The sequence below is a fragment of the Stenotrophomonas sp. YJH_SMC_14-1 genome (assembly GCF_059372275.1).
The window spans coordinates 125245-148201 of record NZ_JCAFVK010000003.1 but is presented as its reverse complement, the minus strand read 5'-3'; the positions used below and the strand labels follow the sequence as shown (position 1 = coordinate 148201).

The window sequence follows — 22957 nt, the reverse complement described above, 5'->3', positions numbered from 1 at the left end:
CGGCCGCGAGAACCCCGCGCTGCGCGCGATAGTCGACCAACAGTCGACGCTACCCCGTCGGGTCGTCTCCAGCGGATCAACCCATCAGGCCGTGCCCAGCAGATCGTCCCCGCCGGGTGGTGCCGGGCGGATCGGCCCATCGCTCAGAACGGGTCGCTGCCCAGGCGGATTTCCACGTTCAGCAGCGAGCACAGCGCCAGCATTGCGTCGTCGTCGCGGGTCAGCGCCATCACGCCGGTGAAGCCGTCACTGCCGGCATCCACGCTCCACAGCGTGTAGTTGTGCTCGCGCAGGCGGTCGAAGGCGGTGGACATCAGCTGCACGCCGTCCAGGTCTTCGGCGAAGTCCTCGTCATCCAGGTCGCCGCCCCAGTCCAGCTGCAGATTGAAGCGCGCCGACAGCTCGTTCACTGCCGACTGCAGCGATTCCAGATCATCACGCTCGACCTCGAAACCGGACTGCCAGGCGATGGCCGTGAACAGGGCCGGCAGCCAGTCGCTGTCCGCTTCCAGCGGCTGCCCGTCCTCGGCCAGGTGCTCGCGCCAGCGGTTGAACTGCTGCAGGGCCAGTTCCTCGTCGCCCGGGTTGATCAGCACCAGCAGGTTCCAGACCCGTGCCTCGAAGCCATCTTCGTCGAAGTCGTGGATGTCTTCCTCGAAGTCGAAATAGTCGCTGTTGTCGGGCATGGCGGAACTTCCTCTGGGGCAGGCCGGCATTCTACGGTTTATCCTGTGCCGCTGAAGCCGGCCTTGGTGGCCGTCACTGTGAATGAAGCGATGAGCGATACCCCTCCCGACCACCTGGCGATCAACCCGGCCAGCCCCTTCCATGATGCGCAGGCGCTGGAGCGCGGCGTCGGCGTGCGTTTCAACGACGTCGAGCGTGACAACGTCGAGGAATACTCGGTCAGCGAAGGCTGGATCCGCGTGCAGGCCGGCAAGGCCCGCGACCGCCGCGGCAACCCGATGACCATCAAGGTCAAGGGCAAGGTCGAGGTGTATTTCCTGGACCAGAAGCCGGAATAAGCACGGCTCCCGGATCCTGGGGTCAGATCCCTTTCCTGCGGAAAGGGATCTGACCCCGATCAACGCGGACCAAGGTCCGCACCCACCCGGAGTACACGGTCATTCGCGCTTGCGCGATTCCAGCAGGTCCAGGTTGCGGATCAGGCGCCGCGAGATCTCATCGGAGATCACCCCGCGCCGGGTCAACCGGAACAGCTCCTCGCGCTCGGCATTGAGGCCGGCGCTGCGCAGCTGGCGGTAGCCCATTTCCATGCGCCGTACCTTCTCCGGGTCCACGTCGGGCCCATCACTGTCGCGCTCCAGGTGGCGCTGGTAGAGCAGGCTCACCCGCGAGGCGGCGTCGTTGTACAGCTGCACGTTCTCGGTGTTCTGGTTCATCACCAGCTGCTGGCGCATGCGCTCGACCCCGGCCAGCGCGGCCTTCGACGACAGCCGGCGTGCCAGGTCCTCTTCCTTGCGCTCGCCCGAGTCAGCCGGCAGCTGCAGGCCCTTCAGCAGCTGTGGCAGCGCGATGCTGGCGCCCAGCAGCGAGAACAGGATCACCGATGCGGCCAGGAAGATCACCAGATCACGCGCCGGGAACGCACTGCCGTCGGGCAGGAACAGCGGCAGGGTCAACACACCGGCCAGGGTGATCGCACCGCGCACGCCGGCCACCGAGGTCGCCACCACGATGCGCCAGTTCGGTGCCTCGCCCCGCTCCAGGCCGCGACGGCGCGCGCGCAGCAGGTTCCAGCGCAGCGACAACCACACCCACAACAGGCGCAGCACGACCAGTGCCAGATTGATCACCACCACATACACCAGCAGCCACCACGCACTCTGGTGGCCGGTCTCGTTCATGGTGGTGGTGGCGCGTTCGACGATGCCCGGCAGCTGCTCGCCCAGCAGCACGAACATGATGCCGTTGAAGCTGAACTGCAGCATGTTCCAGACCCCGGCGCGCTGCACGCGCATGCTGCCGGAGACGCGACCGGTCAGCTCGACATAGCTCATCGCGATACCGGCGGCGACCGCAGCGAGAATGCCCGAGGCATGGATCTCTTCGGCCAGCAGGTAGGCCGCGAACGGAATGAGCAGGTTGACCAGCATCGCCGCGCCGGGCTCCTCGCCAAAGCGGCGCCACAGCCAGCGCTGGAAGGTGGACACACCCAGCGTCACCGCCACGCCCACCGCCAATCCCGCCACCGCCACCCACACGAAGGTCAGCGAGGCCGTGGCCAGCGAGAAGGTGCCGGTCATCACCGCCGCCACCGCGAAGCGGAAGCAGACCAGGCCCGAGGCATCGTTCAGCAGCGACTCGCCTTCCAAGATGTGCATCAGGCGCTTGGGAATCGGCGCCTTCGAAGCAATCGCGCCCACCGCCACCGGGTCGGTCGGCGAGACGATGGCCGCCAGCGCGAAGCACACCGCCAGCGGCATCACCGGAATCAACCAGTGGATCAGGAAGCCGGCGCCGATGACGGTGAACACCACCAGGCCGAACGCCAGTTCGAGGATCGCGCCCTTGTCGCGGAACAGGCCCTGCTTGGGGATGCGCCAACCATCGAGGAACAGCAATGGCGGCAGGAACAGCAGGAAGAACACTTCCGGCTCCAGCGCGTGGCCACGGTTGAACACCCCGGCGATGACCGCACCCAGGCCGATCTGCACCAGCGGCAGCGGCAACGAGAACGGCAGGACGCGAACCAGGTAGCCGCTGGCGACAACGGCCACCAGCATCGCCAGGACGACTTCAATGGTATGCATGCTTCTTCCAGGAAGCGGCGCGTGGGGAGGCTTGGAGGCCAGCGCCGGAAACCCGGAAAAAACTACCACATGCGGCCATGGCCGCGACGGCCGGGGCCGCCGCGCGTCAGCCCCGGCTCATGCCCCGTCGAAGCGGTACAGATCCATGGCAAGGAAGCCGGCATCGATGCCGGCATCGATGCGGCGTGCGCCGAAACCGCCCTTGCCGGCCGCGCCCATTGCAAAGAACAGCGGCAGCAGGTGCTCGTCGGTCGGGTGCGCGCGTTCGGCGAACGGCGCCTGCCGACGGTAATCCAGCAGGGCCTGGCGGTCATCGGCGGCCAGGCGCTGCTCCACCCATTCGATGAAGGGCCGCACGTACGCCGCTTCCTTGCCGTCCTGGTAGTCGCCCCAGTCGTGCAGGTTGTGGGTGATGCTGCCGGAGCCGACCAGCAGCACGCCCTGTTCGCGCAGCGGCGCCAGCGCACGGCCCAGCGCGAACTGATGCTCGGGGCCGAGCAGCGGCTGGATCGACACCGGCACCACCGGGATGTCCGCCTGAGGGCGCAACAGCCGCAGCGGTACCCACGCGCCGTGGTCGAGGCCACGCTGCGGGTCGATGGCCACTGGCAGGCCTGCGGCGGCGATGCGGCCGGCCACTTCTTCGACCAGTGCCGGATCACCCGGTGCCGGGTACTGCAGTTCGAACAGCGCGCGCGGGAAGCCACCGAAGTCGTGGATGGTCGGCGGCTGTGGATGCGCACCGACCAGCGGCTGCCGGCCCAGCCAGTGCGCCGAGGCCATCACGATGGCGCGTGGCGTCGGCAGATCGCGCGCCAGCTCGGCCAGGCGCACGCCAACCTGGCCCGGCTGCAGGGCAGTCATCGGCGAACCATGGGAGATGTACAGCGAAGGCAGGCGGGACATGGAATTCTCCAGTTGCAGGATCAGGCGGCGATCAGCGCGAACGCAGGGTCCACTTGCCATCGCCGAGCAGGAACAGCACCACCAGCGCCAATGCCCAGAACGCCGGGTATTCCCAGCCGCCGCCGGCATTGGCGAAACCGAAGCCGTTGGCGCCGTGCACGGTGACGATGGTGCCCAGCAGCAGCGGCACGCCGACCAGGCCCACCCAGCGTGCGTAGATGCCCAGCAGCAGCGCGACGGTGATCACCAGCTCGACGCCGATGGTGAGGTAGCCGAGCACACCAGGCAGGCCCAGAGACTCGAAGAACGCCGCCGTACCGGCCGGGGTGAACACCAGCAGCTTGGTCAGTGCGTGGACCAGGAACAGCACGCCCAGAGCCAGGCGCAGCAGGGTGGCGCCATACGGCGCCAGCGGCGAAACAGGAGCGGTCGTGGTGTGCATGGCAAAGCACCTTGAAGGGAGTGGGCACAGGTTATTGCGCCTTCACGGGCCGATAAATACGATCGTTTGACCGTATTTATTTCACAAGGCGCAACAATGGACACCCTGGAAGCGATGCGCGTGTTCGTGGCGGTGGTCGAGCGCAACGGCTTCAGTGCCGCCGCCCAGGCCATGGACATGTCCACCGCCGGCGTCACGCGCCAGGTCGCGGCGCTGGAAAAGCGCCTGTCCACCCGCCTGCTCCACCGCACCACGCGCCGGGTCAGCCCGACCAGTGCCGGCGCCGCCTACTACGCCCAGTGCGTGCGCCTGCTGGCCGAATTCGACGCGCTGGAGGCCAGTATCGGCGCGCAGGCGCTGGAGCCTTCGGGCACGCTGCGCATCAACGCACCGGTGAGCTGGGGCATTGCCCGCCTCGGCCCGCTGCTGGCCAGTTATCGCCAGCGCTTCCCGCAGGTGGAGCTGGACCTGGCGCTGTCCGACCGGCTGGTGGACATGGTCGAGGAAGGCTACGACGTGGCCATCCGCATCACCCGCGAGCCCGGTCCCACGCTGATCGCACGTCGCCTGGGCGAATCGCGGGTGAGCCTGTGCGCCGCGCCGGCCTACCTGGCCGCACACGGCACCCCGCAGACCCCGCAGGAGCTGCAGGCACACGCATGCCTGAGCTACAGCTACTGGGCCGCCGGCAACAACTGGCCGCTGCAGGGGCCCGGTGGTGAGGTGAAGGTGGCGGTGAACAGCCTGCTGCACGCCAACAACGGCGACGTGCTGCGCGAAGCCGCGATTGCTGGCATGGGCGTGATCCTGCAGCCGGATTTCCTGCTGGAAGACGCGCTGGCCGATGGTCGCCTGGTGCGCATCCTGCCGGAGTGGGAGGCCTCGCCGATCGGCATCTTCGCGGTCTACACCAGCCGCAGCCACCTGGCACCGAAGGTGCGCAGTTTCATCGATCATCTGGTGGAAAGCGGGGTGTAGACGAGTCTGGTGTTTGCCGGCCAGCGACCGGCAAATCCGAGATCCGCTCAGGCAGCGACTTCGTCCAGCGCATCGATGATCCGTTCCAGCGGTGCCGGCCGCCCCAGCAGGTAACCCTGCACCTGGTCGCAGCCGTGCGCGGCCAGCCAGTCCAGCTGCCCCGGCGTTTCCACGCCCTCCGCGATGATGGTCAGGCCCATGCTGTGGCCCAGCGACAACAGCGCGCGGCAGATCGAGGCATTGCGTGGATTGGTTTCCACGTCGGCGACGAAGCTGCGGTCGATCTTCAGGATGTCCAGCGGCAGGTGCTGCAGGTAGGACATGCTGGAATAGCCGGTGCCGAAATCATCCAGCGACACGCTGATGCCCTGCTCGTGCAGGCGCTGCATGGTCTGCATCGCCTGCGCCGGCTTGCGCATCAGGCTGCTCTCGGTCAGCTCCACGTGCAGGGCACCGCGGGCCAGGCCGAAGTCCTGCTGGGCACGGGTGAATTCGGCCACCAGGTCGCTGTTGAAGAACTGCACCGCCGATACATTGACCGCGATCGGCAGCTCGCCCCAACCGGCCTCGACCAGCCGGCGCTGCGCTTTCGCCGCCGCGCGGATCACCCAGCGGCCCAGCGCGAGGATCAGCCCGGTCTCCTCGCACAGCTGGATGAACTCGTTGGGCGGGATGAAGCTGCCGTCGGCCTGCGGCCAGCGCAGCAGCGCCTCCAAGGCGGCCGGGGTGCCATCGCTGGCATGCCGGATCGGCTGGAAATAGAGCTGGAATTCGTTGTCGATGGCGGCATGGATGCGCCCGGCCAGGCGCAGCCGGTCGGCCAGCCGTGTGGTCACCGCCGCATCGAACCAGACCACCACGTTGCCCTCGGCACGCGCCGCGTGCGCCGCCTGCGCGGCCATGCCGATCACCTGTTCGGCGCTATGGCCGTCACCGGCCACATGCACCGCAACGCCGATGCGCGGCTCGAACTGGTGCAGTGAATCCTTGCCGCGCATCGGCGCCGACACGATCTGCAGCAGGTCGTCCAGCACGCGCTGGGTATCGTGCTCGGCACCGATGGCCAGCACGAAGTCCTCGGCTGGCTGGAAGGCCAGCGTGCCGCAACGCGCGCCCAGTCCACCGAGCCGGGTCGCCATCGACTGCAGCACGGCATCACCGATCTCACGGCCCAGCGTATCGGCCACCAGCTGCAGGCCACGCAACTGCACGAAGGCGATGGTGTAATTCTGTTCCTGCTCATCCAGCTGTTCGGTCAGGGCGCGCACGTTCAGCAGGCCAGTGGCCGGGTTGTGCCGTGCCCGATAGGCCAGGTCACGCTCGTAGGCCAGCCGTTCGCTGACATCCTCGGCCAGCACCAGGCAGGCCGGCTGGCCATCGAAATCGAGCTTGGACAGGTGCGCGCGCACTTCGAACACGCTGCCATCCTTGCGCCGGTGCAGGCGCACGGTAGCGTCCTGCAGTTCGCCGACACGTGCTTTGGCGATCGCACCCTTCACCTCGTCCCAACCTTCGCGCGGGCGGATGTCGAGGATGCTCATCGCCAGGAACTCCTCGCGACTGTAGCCGTACTGGCGCACGGCGGCATCGTTGACCTCGATGAAGCGCAGCGTGTCCGGATCGAACACCCAGAACGGCGCCGGATTGCGGTCGAACAGCAGCCGGAAGCGCCGTTCCACTTCGCTCACCTGCTCGCGCGCCTGGTAACGCTCGCTCAGGTCGGTCAGCGCGCCGATCATGCGCCGCTCGCTGTCGGCCACTTCCACCCGCTGCCCACGCGCGCCCACCCAGCGCACCTCGCCCCCGGGCAGTACCAGGCGGAACACCTGGTCGAGCACGGCGCCGCCGGCGAAGGCCTGGTCAAAGGCATGCTGCAGGCGCGCGGCATCGTCGCGGTGCACGCGTGCGAAGAAATCGGCCACCGGCAGCGCATCGGTCTGCACGCCAAAGATCTCGCGCGCCAGCGGCGACCAGCGCAGCAATGCGGCGTCCTCATCCACGTACCAGGTACAGACACGACCGACCTGGTGCGCAAGACGCAGCTCGGCGTGGCCTGTTTTCAGCTCCTCGGCCATCGCCTGCTGGCTGCGGGTGCTGCGCCGCACGGCGTACAGCAGCACCAGCAACACCGCGATGTAAGCCAGTACGATCGCCACCGACGCCTGCAGGTACGGCCACCAGGGCGCGAGCACGTCCTCGTCGGCCAGGCCGACCTGCACCGCCAGCGGGCTGCGTTCCAGCGTGCTGATGGTGATGATGCGCGGCACGCCGTCGACGACGCCCGGCATGCTGCCCAGTTCGACCACCGCCTGCTTGCCGAGCAGGTCGCGGCGCGGGAGATCGTAGCGACGGCCCACCGTGCCATGCGGATCGGGTACGCGGGCCAGCATGTAGCCCTCGGCATCGCTGATCGAGACCAGTCCGTTGGGGCCGACATCGAGGCCGCCGACGATGCGTTGCAGTTCGCCACAGCGCAGCCGCGCTAGCAGCCAGCGTTCATCGGCCATCGGCAGCGCCAGCGGGACCACCCAGCCGCCATCGCTGGCCCGCTGCGGCGGGCCGATGTACAGGGCGCTGCCCTGGCCACGACGCTGCGGGTCGGTCCACAGCGGCAGCTGCAGGTCGCCCTCGCCGGCCGTCAACGGTCGGCCATGGCGGTCGAGCACGGCGATGCTGTGCAGTTCGGCATGCCGGCCCAGCACCCCGCCGATGGAGGCATCCATCAAGGCCGGCGCCTGCGCCGGCACGCTGCGGAACAGCTCGGCGGCGTCGGCGGCGATGCCGGACATGGCCCGCTCCAGGTTGCGCAGTTCCAGCGCCAGCAGGCGCTCGCTGCCCACCGCCAGCGCCCGGCTCTGCCGCTGTGCCGCTTCCAGGCGGCGGTGGTAGTCATTGACCAGCATGAGGGTCAGGCCGGTTACCAGCAGCACGCCCAGCAACACCCCGCCCCAGGTAATGGCGCGCAGCGGCCGGGCCAACGCCCGTTTCAGCGCGGGCATCGGTTGGTCTTCCTTGTGCAGTCGGCTGGCTTCATGCGCGAACGAATCCTCCACGTCCCCGACCTCAACGGCCGGCGGACGCCATTCTTGACGCCTGACCCCGTCCTGCATGGCCACCTCCCCGTGTCCGCGCAGGGCTCCAGGGCCCAGCATGCACCACCCCGGTGACGGCGTGAAGATCGCTTCGGCGCGTTCAGCCAGATCCTGCACAGGACCGGCCAGCCACAGGGACGGCCAGCCGGGCTGCGGCGGATTAGACTTGGGGTTTTCCGCTGCAAGAGAAGTCCATGTCCAAGCTGCGCCGTCCCACCCTGGCACTGGCCATTGTTGCCAGCCTGTCCCTGGCTGCCTGCGACCGTCCGGCCGATCCGGCCGCTGGCACCGCCAAGCCCGCCGAGGCTGCACCCGCTGCCGCCAAGCCGATGCTGGGCAGCTTCGGCTTCGATGCCAGCGGCATGGACCGCAGCATCGCGGCCGGCGATGACTTCTTCGGCTTCGCCAACGGCACCTGGGTGAAGAACACCGAGATTCCGGCCGACCGTTCGCGCTTCGGCAGCTTCAACGTCATCGCTGAAAAGACCCTGGCCGACACCCGCGCCATCCTCGAGGGTGCGGCCGGCAATGCGCAGGCCAGCGGTGACGACAAGCTGATCGGCGACTACTACGCCGCCTACATGGACGAAGCCGGCATCGAGCAGCACGGCATCGCCCCGGTGCAGCCGCAGCTGAAGGCCATCGATGCGATCGCCGACAAGGCTGGCCTGGCACGTGCCCTCGGCGGCGAGATGCGCGCCGACGTCGACCTGCTCAATGCCACCAACTTCTACACCGACCGCCTGTTCGGCCTGTGGGTGTCGGTGGACCTGCTGCAGCCGGACCGCACCGCGCCGTACCTGGTGCAGGGCGGCCTGGGCATGCCCGACCGCGACTTCTACCTGGGCGGTGGCCGCATGGCCGAGCTGCGCAAGCAGTACCAGGCCTACATCGCACAGATGCTGCAGCTGGCCGGCGTCGCCGATCCGGCGGGCAAGGCACAGCGCATTCTCGCGCTGGAAACGAAGATCGCGCAGGCGCACGCCACCCAGGAAGAAACCAATGACGTGACCAAGGGTGCCAATCCGTGGACCCAGGCCGACTTCAATGCGAAGGCGCCGGGCATGGACTGGAGCGCCTTCCTCGACGCGGCCGCACTGGGCAAGCAGCAGGACTTCATCGTCTGGCAGCCCAAGGCCGTGGCCGGCCTGTCCAGGCTGGTCGCCACCGAGCCGCTGGATGCCTGGAAGGACTACCTGGCCTTCCACGCGCTGGACCGCGCCGCTGCCTACCTGCCGAAGAAGTTCGCCGATGCCCGCTTCGCCTTCCACGGCACCGCGCTGAGCGGCACGCCGCAGCAGAGCGACCGCTGGAAGCGTGCGGTGGACGACGCCAACCATGCCGTCGGCCAAGCGATCGGCAAGCGTTACGTCGAGAAGCACTTCGACGCCAGGACCAAGGAACGCGCGGACGAGATGGCGAAGAACATCATCGCCGCCTTCGCCAAGCGCATCGATGCGCTCGCGTGGATGTCGCCGCAGACCAAGGCCAGCGCCAAGGCCAAGGTGGCCGGCCTGACCGTGGGCATGGGCTACCCGGAAAAGTGGCGTGATTACACCGGCCTGGAGATCCGCCGTGATGACGCGCTGGGCAATGCGCAGCGCGCCGAACTGTTCGAGTACCAGCGCAACATCGCCAAGCTGGGCAAGGCAGTCGACCACAGCGAGTGGGCGATGCTGCCGCAGACCATCAATGCGATGAACGTGCCACTGGAAAACCGCCTGGTGTTCCCGGCCGCGATCCTGCAGCCGCCGTTCTTCGACGGTGCCGCCGACGACGCAGTGAACTATGGTGCGATCGGCGCGGTGATCGGCCATGAGATCAGCCATGGCTTCGACAACGCCGGCGCGCTGTTCGACGAGACCGGCAAGCTGCACAACTGGTGGACCGCCGAGGACCTGAAGCAGTTCAACGCCGCCGGTGATGCGCTGGCCGCGCAGTTCAGCAGCTACGAGCCGTTCCCGGGCGTGCATGTGAACGGCAAGCTGACCCTGGGCGAGAACATCGCCGACGTGGCCGGCCTGGGCACTGCCTACGATGCCTACCAGCTGTCGCTGCAGGGCAAGCCGGGCCAGACCCTGGAAGGCTTCACGCCGGACCAGCGCTTCTTCCTGGGCTTCGCCCAGGCGTGGCGCAGCAAGAGCCGCGAGCAGGCGCTGCGCAACTCGCTGCTGACCGATGTGCATGCGCCAGGGCAGTTCCGCGCACTCACCGTGCGCAACATCGACGCCTGGTATCCGGCGTTCGAAGTAAAGGAAGGCCAGAAGCTCTACCTGGCCCCGGACAAGCGGGTCAAGGTGTGGTGATGTAACCGGAACGGGCGCCGCGAGGCGCCCGTTTCATTTCCCGGTAGCTGCCAACCTTGGTTGGCGAATGCCCCGCTCGGGTGGATGCCAACCTTGGTCGGCACATGCCTCGCTCTGGTAGCTGCCAACCTTGGTTGGCAAATGCCCCGCTCGGGTGGATGCCGACGTTAGTCGGCATATCTACAGGTCTACAGGACTACAAGCCATCCATGCATGGCGTGGATCTACCGGCGCGTTGTGGCAATCACCAGCGTGGCGACCATGGCAAGCCCGGCCGCGGCCCACAGATTCGCATGCAGGCCCACGCCATCCAGCAGCCATCCACCGCCCCACGCGCCCATTGCGATGCCGATGTTGAACACACCGACATACAGCGCGGTGGCGATCTCCACCGCATGCGGCACTGCCTTCATCATCCAGCTCATCAGGCCGACCGACACGCCGCCATAGGCCAGGCCCCACAGCAGCAGCACCACAATGCCGCCGGTGGGTGTGCCGCCCAGCCACAGGAACAACAACGGCGTCAGCAGCAGGCCGCAAGAGATCGCCAGCAGCATGCCGCGCGGGTGACGAGCGGCCAGTGGCCCGGCGATGAAGTTGCCCGCGATGCCCGCCATGCCATAGGCGAACAGCAGCGCGCCGATCCAAGCGGCATCCGCGCCCGATCGCAGGGTCAGCAACGGGCGTACATAAGTGAACGCAATGAAGTGACCCGCTACCAGCAGCAGCGTCAGGCATAGGCCGCGCTGCAGGCCACGGTGGCCGAGCAGCTGCACGAACTGCGCCGGGCGCACCGACGCCACCACCGGCAAGGCGGGAACCACCCACAGATGCAGCAGCATCACCGCCGCACTGAACAGCGCCATCGCTGCGAACGCGAAGCGCCAGCCCAGGGCGTCGCCGATCAGTGCACCCAGCGGCACCCCCAGAACCGATGCTGCGGCCACGCCCCCGAAGATGATCGAGGTGGCCAGGCCGATGCGATGCGCCGGTACCAGGCGGGCTGCCAGCCCACCAGCGATGGCCCAGATCCCGCCCATGCAGAACCCCACCAGTACGCGCGCGGCCAGCAGCCAGCCGATGCCGGGTGCCAGCGCCGAAGCAACGTTGGCGACCAGCAGCAGCCCCAGCAGCACACACAGGATGCGACGACGATCGATGCCGCCGGCTGCGATCACCACCAGCGGTGCGAACACTGCCGCCAGCAGGGCCGGCAGCGAGATCATCAGGCCGACGGTGCCGGTGGACGCGCCGAGATCTTCGGCGACAGGGGTCAGCAGGCCCACCGGCAGCATTTCGGTGGTGACCACCGAGAAGGTGGCGAGGCCAACCGCAGAAACCGCCCACCACGGATGGCGATGCACAGGCGCGGCATGCGCAGGCGACGAAGCGCTCACGGGATAATTCCTTCAGGGGTGGATGCGGCAGCCGGGCGCAAGGCACGTCGCGCGAGAACGGCCAACAGCAGCACGCCCCCGCCTGCCACCAGTGCAACGACAAAGCCGCTACGCACGCCCCCCGCATCGACGCTCTGCCCGGACAGCGCCGCGCCCAGCGCCACGCCGATGTTCAATCCGGCCAGCAGCCAGGTCATGCCCTCGGTCAGGCGCGATTCGGGCACGCGTTGTTCGACCAGCGACATCGCCACGATCATCGTCGGTGCGAAGAACACCCCGGCCAGCAGCACCGCCACGGCCAGCCCGGGCAGGCTGCCGACCCACGGCAGCGGCAGGGTGGTCATCGAGGTAGCTGCTGCACCGAGCAGCAACAGGCGCCGCAACGGCGCCTGCAGCTTCAGTGCCCCGAACAGCAGGCCCGCCGCGCAGCTGCCCAGCGCATAGGCCGACAGCACCACGCTGGCGGCAAGCGGCTGCCCCCGCTGTTCGGCGAAGGCCACGCTGGTGATGTCGACCGTACCGACAATCACGCCCATCGCCAGCATCAGCAACGCCAGCAGGCGGATCTCCGTGTGCCGCAGCAGCGAGCCCGAGGGAGTTGCACCTTCGTGCTGCTGCAGCGGCGGCTCGGTGCCCCGCTGCAGCACCAATGCGGCGACGCCGACCACCAGCAGCAGGGCGGCCGCCAGTACGCCGGCCTGTGGCCATACCGCCACCGACAGCCCCACTGACAACGGTGGACCGACGATGAAGGTCACCTCATCGAACACGGTCTCCAGCGAATACGCGGTCTGCAGCTGCGGGCGACCGCGATGGATCGCAGTCCAGCGTGCGCGCACCATTGCGGACACGCTGGGCATGCACCCAGCCAGCATGGCGGCGACGAAAAGCGCCCAGTCTGGCGCAGCCAGCAGCGTGCACGCGAGCAGCAGCAACAACCCTGCCGCACTGGCCGCAGTAGCCCATGGCAGCACCCTGCCCTGCCCGCGCCGGTCGACCCAGCGCGATACCTGCGGTGACAGCAGCGCATAGGTCAGCACGAAGGTGGCAGACACCGCACCGGCCAAGGCATAGCTGCCGCGCAGCTGCGACAGCAGGGTGATGATGCCGATGCCGGTCATCGGCAGCGGCAGGCGGGCCAGCAGGCCGGCCAAGGCAAGGCGGGCGGTGCCGGGGGCGGCGAACAGGTCGCGGTAGGGGGTGGCCATCGGGATCTCCAGGGCAGCGGCTTGCCTGGCGCTCCCGGCGCCACGACAATACATACAGAGCGTATGAATAAGAGCCTACATTCATACGCGACGTATGTAAATAATCATGCACTGCGTATGTAAGGAGTTCCGGATGGTCCGTCGCACCCGCGCCGAGATGGAAGAAACCCGTGCCAGCCTGCTGGCCACCGCCCGCCGCGTGTTCAGCGAGCATGGCTATGCCGCCACCTCGATGGATGACCTGACCGCCCAGGCCGGCCTGACGCGGGGTGCGCTCTACCACCACTTCGGCGACAAGAAGGGACTGCTGGCCGCAGTGGTCGCCCAGCTCGATGCCGAGACCGACCTGCGCCTGCAGGCGATCAGCGATGGCGCGGATGATGCCTGGGACGGTTTCGTGCAGCGCTGCCGTGCCTATCTGGAGATGGCGCTGGAGCCGGAGATCCAGCGCATCGTGCTGCGTGACGCGCGCGCGGTGCTGGGTGGCGCCTCACCGGAATCGCAGCGCCACTGCGTGCACTCGATGCAGCGCCTGATCGAACAGTTGATCGCGCAGGGCGTAGCGATGCCGGTGGATGCGCATGCGCTGGCATCGCTGATCTACGGCAGCCTGGCCGAGGCCGCGTTCTGGATCGCCGAGGGCGAGGATGGCGACACGCGCCTGCGGCAAGCGACGGTGGCGCTGGAGATGCTGTTGCGTGGGTTGAAGTCGGCCGGGTGAGGCCCATCCACGCATGGCGTGGATATACTGCCGCATCCGCTCTGGTAGAGGCCAACCTTGGTTGGCCCTTCTGCGGCACCGCGCGCAACGCGTGTGCCAACCAAAACCATGGCATCAGTAGATCCACGCCATGCGTGGATGAAGCTTTATCGCGCAGCGCGTGCCAACCAAGGTTGGCACCTACCAGAACCATGGCGTCAGTAGATCCACGCCATGCGTGGATGAAGCTTTATCGCGCAGCGCGTGCCAACCAAGGTTGGCACCTACCGGGGAACGGTGGGCCACTCGCGCAGGGCTTCCACTGGCACGCCCATGCGCGCACAGGCGCGGCTGGCGAGGCCATCGGGCAGCGCACGGCGGAACAGCGGCGCCATGCCCTGCATCAGCTTCGCTGAAGCGACCGCCTGCGCACGCTGGCGGCCGCTGCGTTCAAGCATGCCTTCGGCCCAGTCCGGCAGCAGTGCCGCACCGGCGCCAAGGAACACCTCGCGCGACAGCCCCGGCACCGGTACCGGCAGGCGCACGCCGGACAACACCTCCAGCACTTCACGCGAGCGCTCGTCCACACGCAGCTCCGGTTGCCGCGCGCAGAAGTACGCTGCCACCTCGGCTTCACTGCGCGGCACATCCACCGCACCCAGTGCTTCGGCCACGCGGCGGTACTCGTCGTAGTAGCGGTCGGCGATGTGCGCCGGCACCTCGCGCCCGTAGCGACGAAAGCCCTGCAGGAAACCAAACGCCTCAGTCACGTGCACCCATGTCAGCAGTTGTGGATCGTCCGCCGCGTAGGGCTCGCCCTGCGCGGTCTGGCCGCGGATCTGTGCATGGATGCGGCGCACCTTGGCCACCAGCGCCTCTACCTCCCCGCTGGGTGCATAGCTGGTACCGGCGACAAACGCGGTGGTGCGACGCAGGCGACCCACCAGGTCCTGACGGAAATTGGAGTGGTCGTAGACCCCGGCCAGCGCGCGCGGATGCAGGGTCTGCAGCATCAGCGCACACAGGCCCCCGGCCAGCATCGAGGGGAACTCCGCGTGCAGGCGCCAGGTCACGCTGTCAGGTCCAAACCAGCCCGGGTCACCCAGCGGCTGGTCGTAATCGATGCCGCTCTGACCACGCGGGAAGGCCTCCAGTACCCAGCGCCGGATCGGCGCGGTGACGGGGCGGGAGAGTCGCTGCAGCAGAGCCGGCATCACAGGTCCAGGAAAAGCGAAAGGGTGGCCGCGAGTTGCGCGGTCGGCCCCGATTCTGGGCGATCACGACGCCGGCGGCGAGTCTTCGCACTCAGCCACGGTTTCATGTGCGCCCGCAGCACATTTCACCCTGCGACATCCTGTCGCAGGCTCCGGCCTCGATGCTGCGATGCAGCAACATTCACCGATTCAGAGAAGGCCCTTACGCGGCTTGGCATGGCGCCCATTGCACGGCTCGCTGGAAGTGCTAGAACTGGACCCGCCACACCGTCCAATGCTGATCGACGCACGTTCCACAAGGAGCCAGCCATGATTGCTTTGTTCAAGGGTTTGGGAATTCTGCTTCGCGACAACGAGCTCTACAGCAGCCCGTTCGATAAACAGGTTGCGCATTGGCGCAATCTCAGCGAGCAGCAGATCCGCGATGAAGTAGCCGTGCTGGCGCAGGCCAAGTGCCAATGGCTGATCGCCTCGATCGTCGGCTGGCAGGCAGCCTCGCTGCTGATTCTTGGCCTGATCGCCAACTACCTGTGGCGTGACGACTTCCATATCACGTTCACCCGCGTGGTAGTCGTGTTCGGCTCGTGGGTCTCGATCCTGTTCGTGATCTGGTTCATGGCCAACATGTTCGATCAGCAGGCCGGTTTCGAGCGCTGGATGAAGGCGTTCAACAGTCGCGCACGCATCAGCTCCAAGGCCGACAGCGTCGAGCACGTGGCCGAGGCCCTGGAACTGGCCGAGCATTACCCGGAAGTGCTCGATTACAAGCAGGCGGTCACCGCCAAGCGCGAGCTGCGCCACGAGGACATCCGCATCATGACCGAGATCGGGCGCATGAAGCAGCACTCCGAACTGGTCGGCCGCCTCAACCACGTGGGCGAGAACGAGCACCACCACGACCTGACACTGCAGCCTGCCTACTGACCCTTCAGGGAAGCGGGGGGACCCACAATGCCACCGTGATCACTCACGGTGGCATTGTTCTTTCCGATCCTCGCTGACGCACTGGGCGAAGCCTTTCGGCAGGTCCCTGAACTCCTGGGTGGTGCCGACCGCCAACGCGAACGACCGTATCGGCGCTTTCGCACACGCCGCGTCAGGACGACAGGCCGGGTCCAGCAACAGGTAATGGCACTGACCGCTGCGGCTGGCCATGCACTCAAAACGCGCCACGCCGTCCACTACCGTGCGCTTGCTGTACAGCGTGTCCACGCCATTGGCAGTGGTGCGGGTGATCGCGGTTTCGGTGGACTTCTGGCAACCGGCAAGCGCCAGTGCAGCGAGGGCTGCAAGCAGGAAAAGACGCATGCAATGCTCCTGGTAGCGGAAAGGAGCGGTGCGGCTACATGCCGCGGAACAGGCTCATGAATGGTTGGCTGACCACCAGTGTTTCCGTCCGGCCCCGCAGCCGCAGCACACCGCGCCCGGTATCGTCGCGGCTGACCGCCGCCACCGCCTTCATGTTGACAATGGTGGAGCGGTGGATCTGGCGGAAGTGCTGCGGGTCGAGTACTTCCAGCAGTTCGCGCAATGGTGTGCGCAACAGGCTCTCGCCGGCAGCGGTGACCACGGTGGTGTACTTGTTGTCGGCACGGAAGTAGGCGACATCTTCCAGCATGATCAGCTGCGTCTCGCGGCCGTTGCTGGCGGTGATCCAGGCCAGCGGCGGGCGCTCGGCAGCACCCTGCGATGGCCCCAGCCGCTGCAGCAGGCGTTCAAGCACGGCGTCATCCTGGCGCGTCGATGGCAGCCGCGACAGGATGCGCTCACGCGTCGCCAGCAGGCGTTCGTCACTGACCGGCTTCAGAAGGTAATCCATCGCGCCCTGCTCGAACGCGTCGATGGCGTACTGGTCATAGGCGGTGACGAACACCACCTGGGTACGCGGGCTCAGCTCGGACAGCGAGCGCGCAACTTCGATGCCACTGATGCCGGGCATGCGGATGTCGAGGAACGCAATGTCCGGCTGCGTCTCGGCCAGCTGCTCCAGCGCACTGGCGCCGTCCTCGCACTCGGCCACCAGCTTCAGCTCCGGCCACAACCGGCGCAGCTGTTCCACCAGTGACTGCCGCAGCAGTTCCTCGTCTTCGGCAATGAGGGCTTCAAGCGGCATGGCTGCGCTCCTTGTGTGTCTGCGGCAAGGTCATGGTCGCGGCCACACCGCTGGGGAAGTTGGCAACGATCGCCACGCCGGCCTGCTCGCCACAGGTCAGGCGCAGGCGTTCGCGCAGGTTCTTCAGGCCGATGCCGGTGCCGCTGGTGCCTTGGCCGAAGCCGAGCCCGTCGTCGGCGACGGTCACGGTCACATGGTCATCAAACCCACGCGCCAGGATCCAGATCGTGCCACCGCCGGGCTTGGGTTCCAGGCCGTGCTTGATCGCGTTCTCCACCAACGTCTGCAGTGCCATCGCCGGCAGGTGCACGCCATGCAGCTCATTCGGTACCTGCACTTCCACCGCCAACCGTGCGCCCATGCGGATACGCAGGATCTCCAGGTAGGCGCGCGTGCGTTCCAGCTCCACGCCCAGCGTCGACACCGACTCGTCCACCTGCGGCAACGAGCTGCGCAGGTACTGGATCAGGTGGCCCAGCATCTGCTCGGCACGTGCCGGGTCGGTGCGGGTCAGCACCTGCGCGTTGGCCAGCGTGTTGTACAGGAAGTGCGGCTCCACCTGCGCATGCAGCAGGTTCAAGCGCGCGACCGACAGTTCCTTTTCCACCTGGGTCTGTTCGGCGGCGGCCTGCTCATCGCGGCGCTGGTCGGCCACGCGGCGGCTGATCGCGCGGGTGACCGCTTCGGCGTTCTCGAAGTTGCTGCCCTCATCCAGCGCCAGCAGATCGGCCCACCAGCCAGCATCCGGTTCGAACAGCAGAGTGACGGTACTGGTGCCCTGCCCCGGCGTGACCGTCGCCAGCACGCTGTTGCGCTTGATCGCCAACCGCGCCGGCAGGTTCCAGCGCGACGGCTGGCGGCCATTCCAGAGGTCGACCCGGCGCACGTAGGCGCGCACCTGCAGGCTGCCGGCCGAGCTTTCCACATCTTCCACGCGCGGAAGTTCGGCAATCGCCGCTTCCACCACGGCATAGGCCTGGCCGGCATCCATCGGCAGTTCCACCTGGCGGCGCTGGCGCCCGGACAACGTGGTCGAATCCAATCGGCCGGCCACCAGCCACACCCGGCGCACATGGGTGATCGCGCTGCCCAGCGCGGAGATCATCAGGAACATCGCCAGCAGGCCGAACACCCAGCCCGGGCCATCGTTCATGCCGCTGAAGATGCCGCTCCAGACCATGCCGGCGACAACCAGCGCGGCGGCCCAGGCCAGCAGGTGGCGGATCAGGAGAGAGAGGCTGGCGAACACGGCGGCGCCTTGGAGGAAGGGGGTGAGCCGAGCATAGAGCGGCCCGCCGGGCAAACAAGCGGACTGCGACGAAGGCCGGAAAAGCGGGGATGGAAAGCCATCTGGTAGTGCCGGCCGCTGGCCGGCTCCCCACTATCTCCGCATGCATCACAGGGATGCCGGCCAGCGGCCGGCACTACCCGGGAGGTGCCGGGCGAACCCGGCGCATGCCCTTACTTGCGCTGGTCGGCGCTGGCATCACGCACGGCGCGGAACGATTCGTCCTTGCTCCAGTTCGGCCAGCTGCGCGTGTTGGCCAGCTGGTTGCCGAGCGTGTACAGCACTTCCAGGTCGCGGGCGGCACCGGCGAACACCCAGTCCGGCTGCCATTCGTCGCCCTGCTGGTGGTAGCGCTTGGCGGTGTAGTCCTCGGAGGCCTTCTTGCCTGCGGCCACCCCACCGTCCACCCAGTCCTGGCCGGCCGACCACGACAGCGCCGGCACGCCACGCTTGGCGAACGGGAAGTGATCGGAGCGGAAGAACAGGCCGGCTTCCGGCTTCGGGTCCGGGGTGTAGCGGATATCCCAGCCCTTGGCCACGTCCTTCAGCTGGTCCAGCAGCTCGAAACGCGCGGCACCGTAGATGCCGAAGTCACGTGACGGCCCGAACGGCGCCATGCCGTCCATGTTGATCACCGCCACGGTCTTCTCCAGCGGATACAGCGGATGGGTGGCGTAGTACTCCGAACCCAGCAGGCCCTTTTCCTCGGCGGTGACCGCCAGGAACAGCACTGACCTCTCCGGACGCTTGGCCTTGGCGAAGCCACGGGCCAGTTCGATCAGCGAGGCGGTGCCACTGGCGTTGTCCAGTGCGCCATTGAAGATGCGGTCGCCACGTGCGTCGGGCTCGCCCACGCCGATGTGGTCCCAATGCGCGCTGTAGACGATGGTCTCGTCCGGGTGGCGGCTGCCTTCCAGGCGCGCGGCCACGTTGTGCGAGGTGATCACTTCGGTCTTCACCGCGTACTTCGCGTCCAAGCTGGCGCCGGTCAGCGGCACCGGGGTGAAGTCGCGCTGCTGCGCCTTCTTCTTCAGCGCCTCGAAATCCTGCCCGGCCGAGCGGAACAGCTCAACGGCCAGGTCGCGCTGGATCCAGCCTTCCAGCAGCGGGTGGCTGTCGGCCGGGTTGTCGCGCACCACATCGAACATGGTGTTGGTGTTGGAGCCGGCCACGGTCGCCCAGCCATACGACGCCGGTGCGGTCTCGTGCACGATCAGCACGCCCAGCGCGCCCTGGCGGGCGCCTTCTTCGTACTTGTAGGTCCAACGGCCGTAGTAGGTCATGCCCTTGCCGTCGAAGTCACCCTGGCCGGTCTCGAAGTCCGGGTCGTTGATCAGCACGACGGCGATCTTGCCCTTCAGGTCCACGCCCTTGAAGTCGTCCCAGTTGCGCTCCGGGGCCTTCACGCCGTAGCCGAGGAACACCAGCGGGGCCTTGCTGATGTCGACGTTGCTGGCCCCGTTCATGGCGGCGCGCACGGCAATCTGCTTGCCCTGTTCCAGCGGCAGGGTCTTGCCGCCCTGGTGCAATGCCAACTGCGGCGCGCCGACGATGTCCCCCTTGCGCAGCGGCACGGCCTGGGTCCACAGGCGCTTGCCGTCCTTGAGGTCACCGCCCGGCTGCAGGCCGGCGTCGGCGAACTGCTTGCTGAGGAAGGCGATGGTCTTTTCTTCGCCGGCGGTGGCCGGGGAGCGGCCTTCGTAGGCGTCGGAGGCCAGTTCCTTGACGTCGGCGGAGATCCGCGCGCCATCGAATTTCGGGGTCGCCGCCATCAGTGCGCTCGACACCGACAGAGCCAGCACGCCCAGTACTACTCGTTTCATTGCTCTCTCCAGCAGGAAATCCTTCTGGAGTGTAATGGGATTCGGCAGGGCTGCGCCCTGCACCTGCCGATGCCAGGGCAACAGCAACAGCAGAAGCAGGCATTCGGTGGGATGGCGGGGTGGGTCCGGTTGCGGGGGACGCCGCAAACCCGTCCTTGGGGGCTTGGCCGCGGCATCCATGCCGCGGACACCCCCGCAATCGGCCCCATCCCGCCTTCGACAGCTTCCCGCTGCTGTTGGTGGGTGTCGACCTTGGTCGACACGGACTGAAACAAGAAGGGGTCAGATCCCTTTCCCGGCGGGAAAGGGATCTGACCCCATCGGTGTGTTGCTTGAGCCTGTTACCAGTTCGGGTCTTCGGCCGGCGTGGCAGCGGGCTTGGGCTTCGGCTTGGCGGCCGGGCGTGCGGCAGCTGCGGGAGCGGCCGAGGCAGTCGCACCTGCGGCGGCGGCGGCCGGCTTGCTGCCCAGCTTCTGGCGCAGTTCGATCTGGCCCGGACGGAAACCGCCGCGCATCGCGTCGACGCCGTCTTCGATGGTGCCGTACGAGGTCTGTGCAGCGACGCGGTCGATGCGGATGGTGCAGCACGGGTGTTCGCTGCGGCCCAGCGAGCGGCCGGTCTGCGGGTCCTTCAGTTCTTCGCCCAGGCGCACGGCCTGCCAGCGCTGGCCGGCCTGCACGGTGTCACCGCCCTGACTCAGCACCACCTGGTCACCGTCCACCGAGACCACCGACACCGGAAACAGCGTGGTGACGATGCTGGTGCCGATCTGGCCCGACAGCGATTCCATCATCGCCGCGGCCATGTTGCGGCCGTTGACCACGCGCGGCAGGGTGCTGGGGCCGGTCGAGGCCAGCTGGTGGTCGAAGCTGTCGGACATCACCACCTGGCCGGTGGTGGCGTTGACCAGGCGCAGGGTGATGCGGCCGCCACCGGAGTACGAGGTCACCTGGCGGTCGGACATGCGCAGGTTGCGCACGCTGCGCGGGTACTCGAAGCGTTCGATGGTCGGTATCAGGATCAGATCGGTCGCCAGCTGCTGGCCCACGCGCGCGGTGTCCTGCAGGCGCACGTTGCCGCTGTTGATGTGGTCGATCTCGGCCTGCAGTTCGTCGCCGAACTCGCGGTCCAGCACGATGAAGCGCTGGGTCTGGGTCAGCGTGTCGGACAGGCGCGCACGGATCGCGTCGGCCACTTCATCGGCATCCACGCGGCCATCGCCTACGGCGTAGCTGCCGGCCTTGGTGCGCGGCAGTGCAACCACGATCTTCGGCTTGCCCTGTTCGTCCGGTGCGCGGTACTGGGCGATCTGTGCACGCACGCGCACCTTCCAGTAGCTGCGCATGCTGCGGTGGGTCACGTCGGAATCGAACGAGCTTGCACCACGCTTGGCATCGACGCTGACCTTCTCGTCGTAGCTTTCCCTGACGCTGGCCGAGGCCGAACCGCTCTTGGCCGAGGCTTCGCCGGACGCAGTGGCCGACGCCGAGCCCTTGAAGCTCCAGCCTTCATCGCTGGCGCGCACGCGGGCGATGGTTTCCTCGTCCAGCTGCCGCACTTCATCCTGCGACAGGATTTCATAGCCCAGCACCGCGCCCTGCGAGCCGGCGATCATCTGCTGGGTGAACGCGTCGGCGCGGATATCGCCGACGTGTTCGCCATCCACATCCACATGCAGGCCTGCGCGCAGGCCCTGCATCTGGCTGGCCACGCGTACGCCGTTGACCTGCGCCACGGCCGACTGCAGCGCCGCCAGCACCGCCAGTTCCGGGGTGCTGCCGATGCCGTCGGCTTCGCGCGCGACCTGGGTGGTGCCGCCGAAATCCGGCGTGCCACGCAGGGGCGCTGCTTCCACTGGCGCATTGCTGGCCAGTGCACTGGTTGCCTTGTCCTTGGCGGGCGCGGCGGCCGGGGTGTCCTGCTTGCCGCAGGCTGCAAGCAGCGCGGCGGCCAGGCCCAGGCCGATCAAACGGGTTGTCATACGCATGGAGATTCGCCTCGGATCAGATCGAGTCGAGCATCGAGTCGGCGTTGGACGGCACCTTCACCTTGCTCTTCCTGGCGAAGGTCACGGCCGACTTGGTCGAACCGTACAAGCCCTGGATGAAGCCCGGCGATTCCTTGGCCACCCATGCGCCCGCTGCCAGCTTGCGGCCAACGGTGGCCAGCTGGGTCGCGCCCAGGTTCTTCATGCCGGCGGTGAAGCTGCTGGCTTCGCCGCCCAGCTTCTGTGCTTCGGCTGCCGACGCCAGCAGCGAGACCAGGCCTTCGGCGTAGTGCTGCTTGGATTCAGCGTTCAGTTCCGGCTGAGCGGCCTGGCGCTCGTTGATCGCGGCCTGCGCAGCTTCGCTGACCGACACCGACTTCTTCATCGCATCGACGCTGACCGAACCCGACGACAGCGCCTGGCGCTCGGCTTCCAGCAGCTGCACCTGCTCGGCCAGGCCGAAGGCGCGGGCGAACGAAGTCTGGGCCTGCAGCGAGTGCGACTGCGAGCTGACGAAACGACGCACCAGTGCTTCCTGCGCGGCTTCGTCCGGAGCGGCGGCGTTGGAGGCGCTGCTGCTGGAGGTGCCGGTGGCGGCACCGGCCAGGTCCTTCAGCTTGCCCAGGCCCGCGTGGGCCGGCATCGACAGGGTGGCGGCAGCGATGGCCACGACAAGAGCGGTATTGCGGATCATATGAGTGTCCTTTGGGAGAGACGGCCGCGAAGCG

19 protein-coding genes are annotated in these 22957 nt (G+C 67.5%); 5 read left to right on the top strand and 14 right to left on the bottom strand.

Annotated elements, in window-relative coordinates:
• Window positions 1-143 precede the first annotated feature (143 nt).
• Entirely contained in the window at window positions 144-686 is a 543-nt protein-coding gene (locus AC5P9P_RS10115) for a DUF6630 family protein (protein ID WP_005407911.1), read from the bottom strand.
• 90 nt (window positions 687-776) lie between these two features.
• Between AC5P9P_RS10115 and AC5P9P_RS10110 the strand changes: the two genes are divergently transcribed.
• Window positions 777-1025, top strand: coding sequence for a DUF3297 family protein (locus tag AC5P9P_RS10110; RefSeq protein ID WP_005415112.1), 249 nt, complete (start codon window positions 777-779; stop codon window positions 1023-1025).
• 99 nt (window positions 1026-1124) lie between these two features.
• On the opposite strand, the gene AC5P9P_RS10105 is transcribed toward AC5P9P_RS10110, so the two are convergent.
• From AC5P9P_RS10105 to AC5P9P_RS10095, 3 genes are all read right to left on the bottom strand, one after another.
• A complete protein-coding gene (locus AC5P9P_RS10105) occupies window positions 1125-2774 on the bottom strand; it encodes a Na+/H+ antiporter (RefSeq protein ID WP_005407909.1) in 1650 nt (549 codons plus the stop codon).
• A gap of 117 nt (window positions 2775-2891) precedes the next feature.
• Window positions 2892-3680, bottom strand: coding sequence for a dioxygenase family protein (locus AC5P9P_RS10100; RefSeq protein WP_495232734.1), 789 nt, complete (start codon window positions 3678-3680; stop codon window positions 2892-2894).
• Between the two features lie 31 nt (window positions 3681-3711).
• The gene (locus tag AC5P9P_RS10095) at window positions 3712-4122 is read right to left on the bottom strand and encodes a DoxX family protein (RefSeq protein WP_005407907.1); all 411 of its coding nucleotides are present in this window, start codon (window positions 4120-4122) and stop codon (window positions 3712-3714) included.
• Between the two features lie 96 nt (window positions 4123-4218).
• Here AC5P9P_RS10095 and AC5P9P_RS10090 point away from each other — a divergent pair, with 96 nt between their 5' ends.
• On the top strand, window positions 4219-5100 hold the full coding sequence (locus AC5P9P_RS10090) for a LysR family transcriptional regulator (RefSeq protein WP_329772188.1): 882 nt from the start codon (window positions 4219-4221) through the stop codon (window positions 5098-5100).
• Window positions 5101-5147: 47 nt separating this feature from the next.
• Here the strand turns inward: AC5P9P_RS10090 and AC5P9P_RS10085 are convergent, their stop codons facing one another.
• On the bottom strand, window positions 5148-8210 hold the full coding sequence (locus AC5P9P_RS10085) for a bifunctional diguanylate cyclase/phosphodiesterase (protein ID WP_495232733.1): 3063 nt from the start codon (window positions 8208-8210) through the stop codon (window positions 5148-5150).
• Window positions 8211-8386: 176 nt separating this feature from the next.
• On the opposite strand from AC5P9P_RS10085, the gene AC5P9P_RS10080 reads away from it, so the two are divergent.
• Window positions 8387-10498, top strand: a complete 2112-nt coding sequence (locus AC5P9P_RS10080) for a M13 family metallopeptidase (RefSeq protein ID WP_495232732.1) — start codon at window positions 8387-8389, stop codon at window positions 10496-10498.
• Window positions 10499-10722: 224 nt separating this feature from the next.
• On the opposite strand, the gene AC5P9P_RS10075 is transcribed toward AC5P9P_RS10080, so the two are convergent.
• Together AC5P9P_RS10075 and AC5P9P_RS10070 are read right to left on the bottom strand one after the other, a co-directional pair.
• Complete coding sequence (locus AC5P9P_RS10075) at window positions 10723-11895, bottom strand: MFS transporter (RefSeq protein WP_049402672.1); 1173 nt, start codon at window positions 11893-11895, stop codon at window positions 10723-10725.
• On the bottom strand, window positions 11892-13103 hold the full coding sequence (locus tag AC5P9P_RS10070) for an MFS transporter (protein WP_049402671.1): 1212 nt from the start codon (window positions 13101-13103) through the stop codon (window positions 11892-11894). The genes AC5P9P_RS10075 and AC5P9P_RS10070 overlap by 4 nt, the downstream gene beginning before the upstream one ends.
• A gap of 133 nt (window positions 13104-13236) precedes the next feature.
• On the opposite strand from AC5P9P_RS10070, the gene AC5P9P_RS10065 reads away from it, so the two are divergent.
• On the top strand, window positions 13237-13824 hold the full coding sequence (locus tag AC5P9P_RS10065; RefSeq protein ID WP_495232731.1) for a TetR/AcrR family transcriptional regulator: 588 nt from the start codon (window positions 13237-13239) through the stop codon (window positions 13822-13824).
• Window positions 13825-14087: 263 nt separating this feature from the next.
• Here AC5P9P_RS10065 and AC5P9P_RS10060 read toward each other — a convergent pair whose 3' ends face one another.
• Complete coding sequence (locus AC5P9P_RS10060) at window positions 14088-15017, bottom strand: oxygenase MpaB family protein (RefSeq protein WP_495232730.1); 930 nt, start codon at window positions 15015-15017, stop codon at window positions 14088-14090.
• Window positions 15018-15326: 309 nt separating this feature from the next.
• Between AC5P9P_RS10060 and AC5P9P_RS10055 the strand changes: the two genes are divergently transcribed.
• Window positions 15327-15941, top strand: coding sequence for a hypothetical protein (locus AC5P9P_RS10055; protein WP_005407899.1), 615 nt, complete (start codon window positions 15327-15329; stop codon window positions 15939-15941).
• 39 nt (window positions 15942-15980) lie between these two features.
• On the opposite strand, the gene AC5P9P_RS10050 is transcribed toward AC5P9P_RS10055, so the two are convergent.
• The 6 genes from AC5P9P_RS10050 to AC5P9P_RS10025 all read right to left on the bottom strand — a co-directional run bounded on the left by AC5P9P_RS10050 (window position 15981) and on the right by AC5P9P_RS10025 (window position 22923).
• Window positions 15981-16325 (bottom strand): hypothetical protein, encoded by a 345-nt coding sequence (locus AC5P9P_RS10050; RefSeq protein WP_049402668.1) that lies wholly within the window; start codon window positions 16323-16325, stop codon window positions 15981-15983.
• Window positions 16326-16359: 34 nt separating this feature from the next.
• On the bottom strand, window positions 16360-17130 hold the full coding sequence (locus AC5P9P_RS10045) for a LytR/AlgR family response regulator transcription factor (RefSeq protein WP_005407897.1): 771 nt from the start codon (window positions 17128-17130) through the stop codon (window positions 16360-16362).
• Window positions 17120-18379: a sensor histidine kinase gene (locus AC5P9P_RS10040; RefSeq protein WP_005407896.1), complete on the bottom strand. Its 1260-nt coding sequence runs from the start codon at window positions 18377-18379 to the stop codon at window positions 17120-17122. The genes AC5P9P_RS10045 and AC5P9P_RS10040 overlap by 11 nt, the downstream gene beginning before the upstream one ends.
• Window positions 18380-18591: 212 nt before the next feature.
• A complete protein-coding gene (locus tag AC5P9P_RS10035; RefSeq protein WP_033833698.1) occupies window positions 18592-20241 on the bottom strand; it encodes a M28 family metallopeptidase in 1650 nt (549 codons plus the stop codon).
• Between the two features lie 341 nt (window positions 20242-20582).
• Window positions 20583-22229, bottom strand: a complete 1647-nt coding sequence (locus AC5P9P_RS10030; RefSeq protein WP_288468903.1) for a CsgG/HfaB family protein — start codon at window positions 22227-22229, stop codon at window positions 20583-20585.
• Between the two features lie 16 nt (window positions 22230-22245).
• The gene (locus AC5P9P_RS10025) at window positions 22246-22923 is read right to left on the bottom strand and encodes a hypothetical protein (RefSeq protein WP_005407893.1); all 678 of its coding nucleotides are present in this window, start codon (window positions 22921-22923) and stop codon (window positions 22246-22248) included.
• Window positions 22924-22957: the final 34 nt, after the last annotated feature.

Bases quoted from the DNA above. Each gene is read 5' to 3' on its own strand.
- AC5P9P_RS10035 (WP_033833698.1), bottom strand. From the start codon at position 20,241: ATGAAACGAGTAGTACTGGGCGTGCTGGCTCTGTCGGTGTCGAGCGCA.
- AC5P9P_RS10060 (WP_495232730.1), bottom strand. From the start codon at position 15,017: ATGCCGGCTCTGCTGCAGCGACTCTCCCGCCCCGTCACCGCGCCGATC.
- AC5P9P_RS10045 (WP_005407897.1), bottom strand. From the start codon at position 17,130: ATGCCGCTTGAAGCCCTCATTGCCGAAGACGAGGAACTGCTGCGGCAG.
- AC5P9P_RS10065 (WP_495232731.1), top strand. From the start codon at position 13,237: ATGGTCCGTCGCACCCGCGCCGAGATGGAAGAAACCCGTGCCAGCCTG.
- AC5P9P_RS10110 (WP_005415112.1), top strand. From the start codon at position 777: ATGAGCGATACCCCTCCCGACCACCTGGCGATCAACCCGGCCAGCCCC.
- AC5P9P_RS10115 (WP_005407911.1), bottom strand. From the start codon at position 686: ATGCCCGACAACAGCGACTATTTCGACTTCGAGGAAGACATCCACGAC.
- AC5P9P_RS10085 (WP_495232733.1), bottom strand. From the start codon at position 8,210: ATGCAGGACGGGGTCAGGCGTCAAGAATGGCGTCCGCCGGCCGTTGAG.
- AC5P9P_RS10030 (WP_288468903.1), bottom strand. From the start codon at position 22,229: ATGCGTATGACAACCCGTTTGATCGGCCTGGGCCTGGCCGCCGCGCTG.
- AC5P9P_RS10090 (WP_329772188.1), top strand. From the start codon at position 4,219: ATGGACACCCTGGAAGCGATGCGCGTGTTCGTGGCGGTGGTCGAGCGC.
- AC5P9P_RS10095 (WP_005407907.1), bottom strand. From the start codon at position 4,122: ATGCACACCACGACCGCTCCTGTTTCGCCGCTGGCGCCGTATGGCGCC.
- AC5P9P_RS10025 (WP_005407893.1), bottom strand. From the start codon at position 22,923: ATGATCCGCAATACCGCTCTTGTCGTGGCCATCGCTGCCGCCACCCTG.
- AC5P9P_RS10050 (WP_049402668.1), bottom strand. From the start codon at position 16,325: ATGCGTCTTTTCCTGCTTGCAGCCCTCGCTGCACTGGCGCTTGCCGGT.
- AC5P9P_RS10100 (WP_495232734.1), bottom strand. From the start codon at position 3,680: ATGTCCCGCCTGCCTTCGCTGTACATCTCCCATGGTTCGCCGATGACT.
- AC5P9P_RS10055 (WP_005407899.1), top strand. From the start codon at position 15,327: ATGATTGCTTTGTTCAAGGGTTTGGGAATTCTGCTTCGCGACAACGAG.
- AC5P9P_RS10080 (WP_495232732.1), top strand. From the start codon at position 8,387: ATGTCCAAGCTGCGCCGTCCCACCCTGGCACTGGCCATTGTTGCCAGC.
- AC5P9P_RS10070 (WP_049402671.1), bottom strand. From the start codon at position 13,103: ATGGCCACCCCCTACCGCGACCTGTTCGCCGCCCCCGGCACCGCCCGC.
- AC5P9P_RS10105 (WP_005407909.1), bottom strand. From the start codon at position 2,774: ATGCATACCATTGAAGTCGTCCTGGCGATGCTGGTGGCCGTTGTCGCC.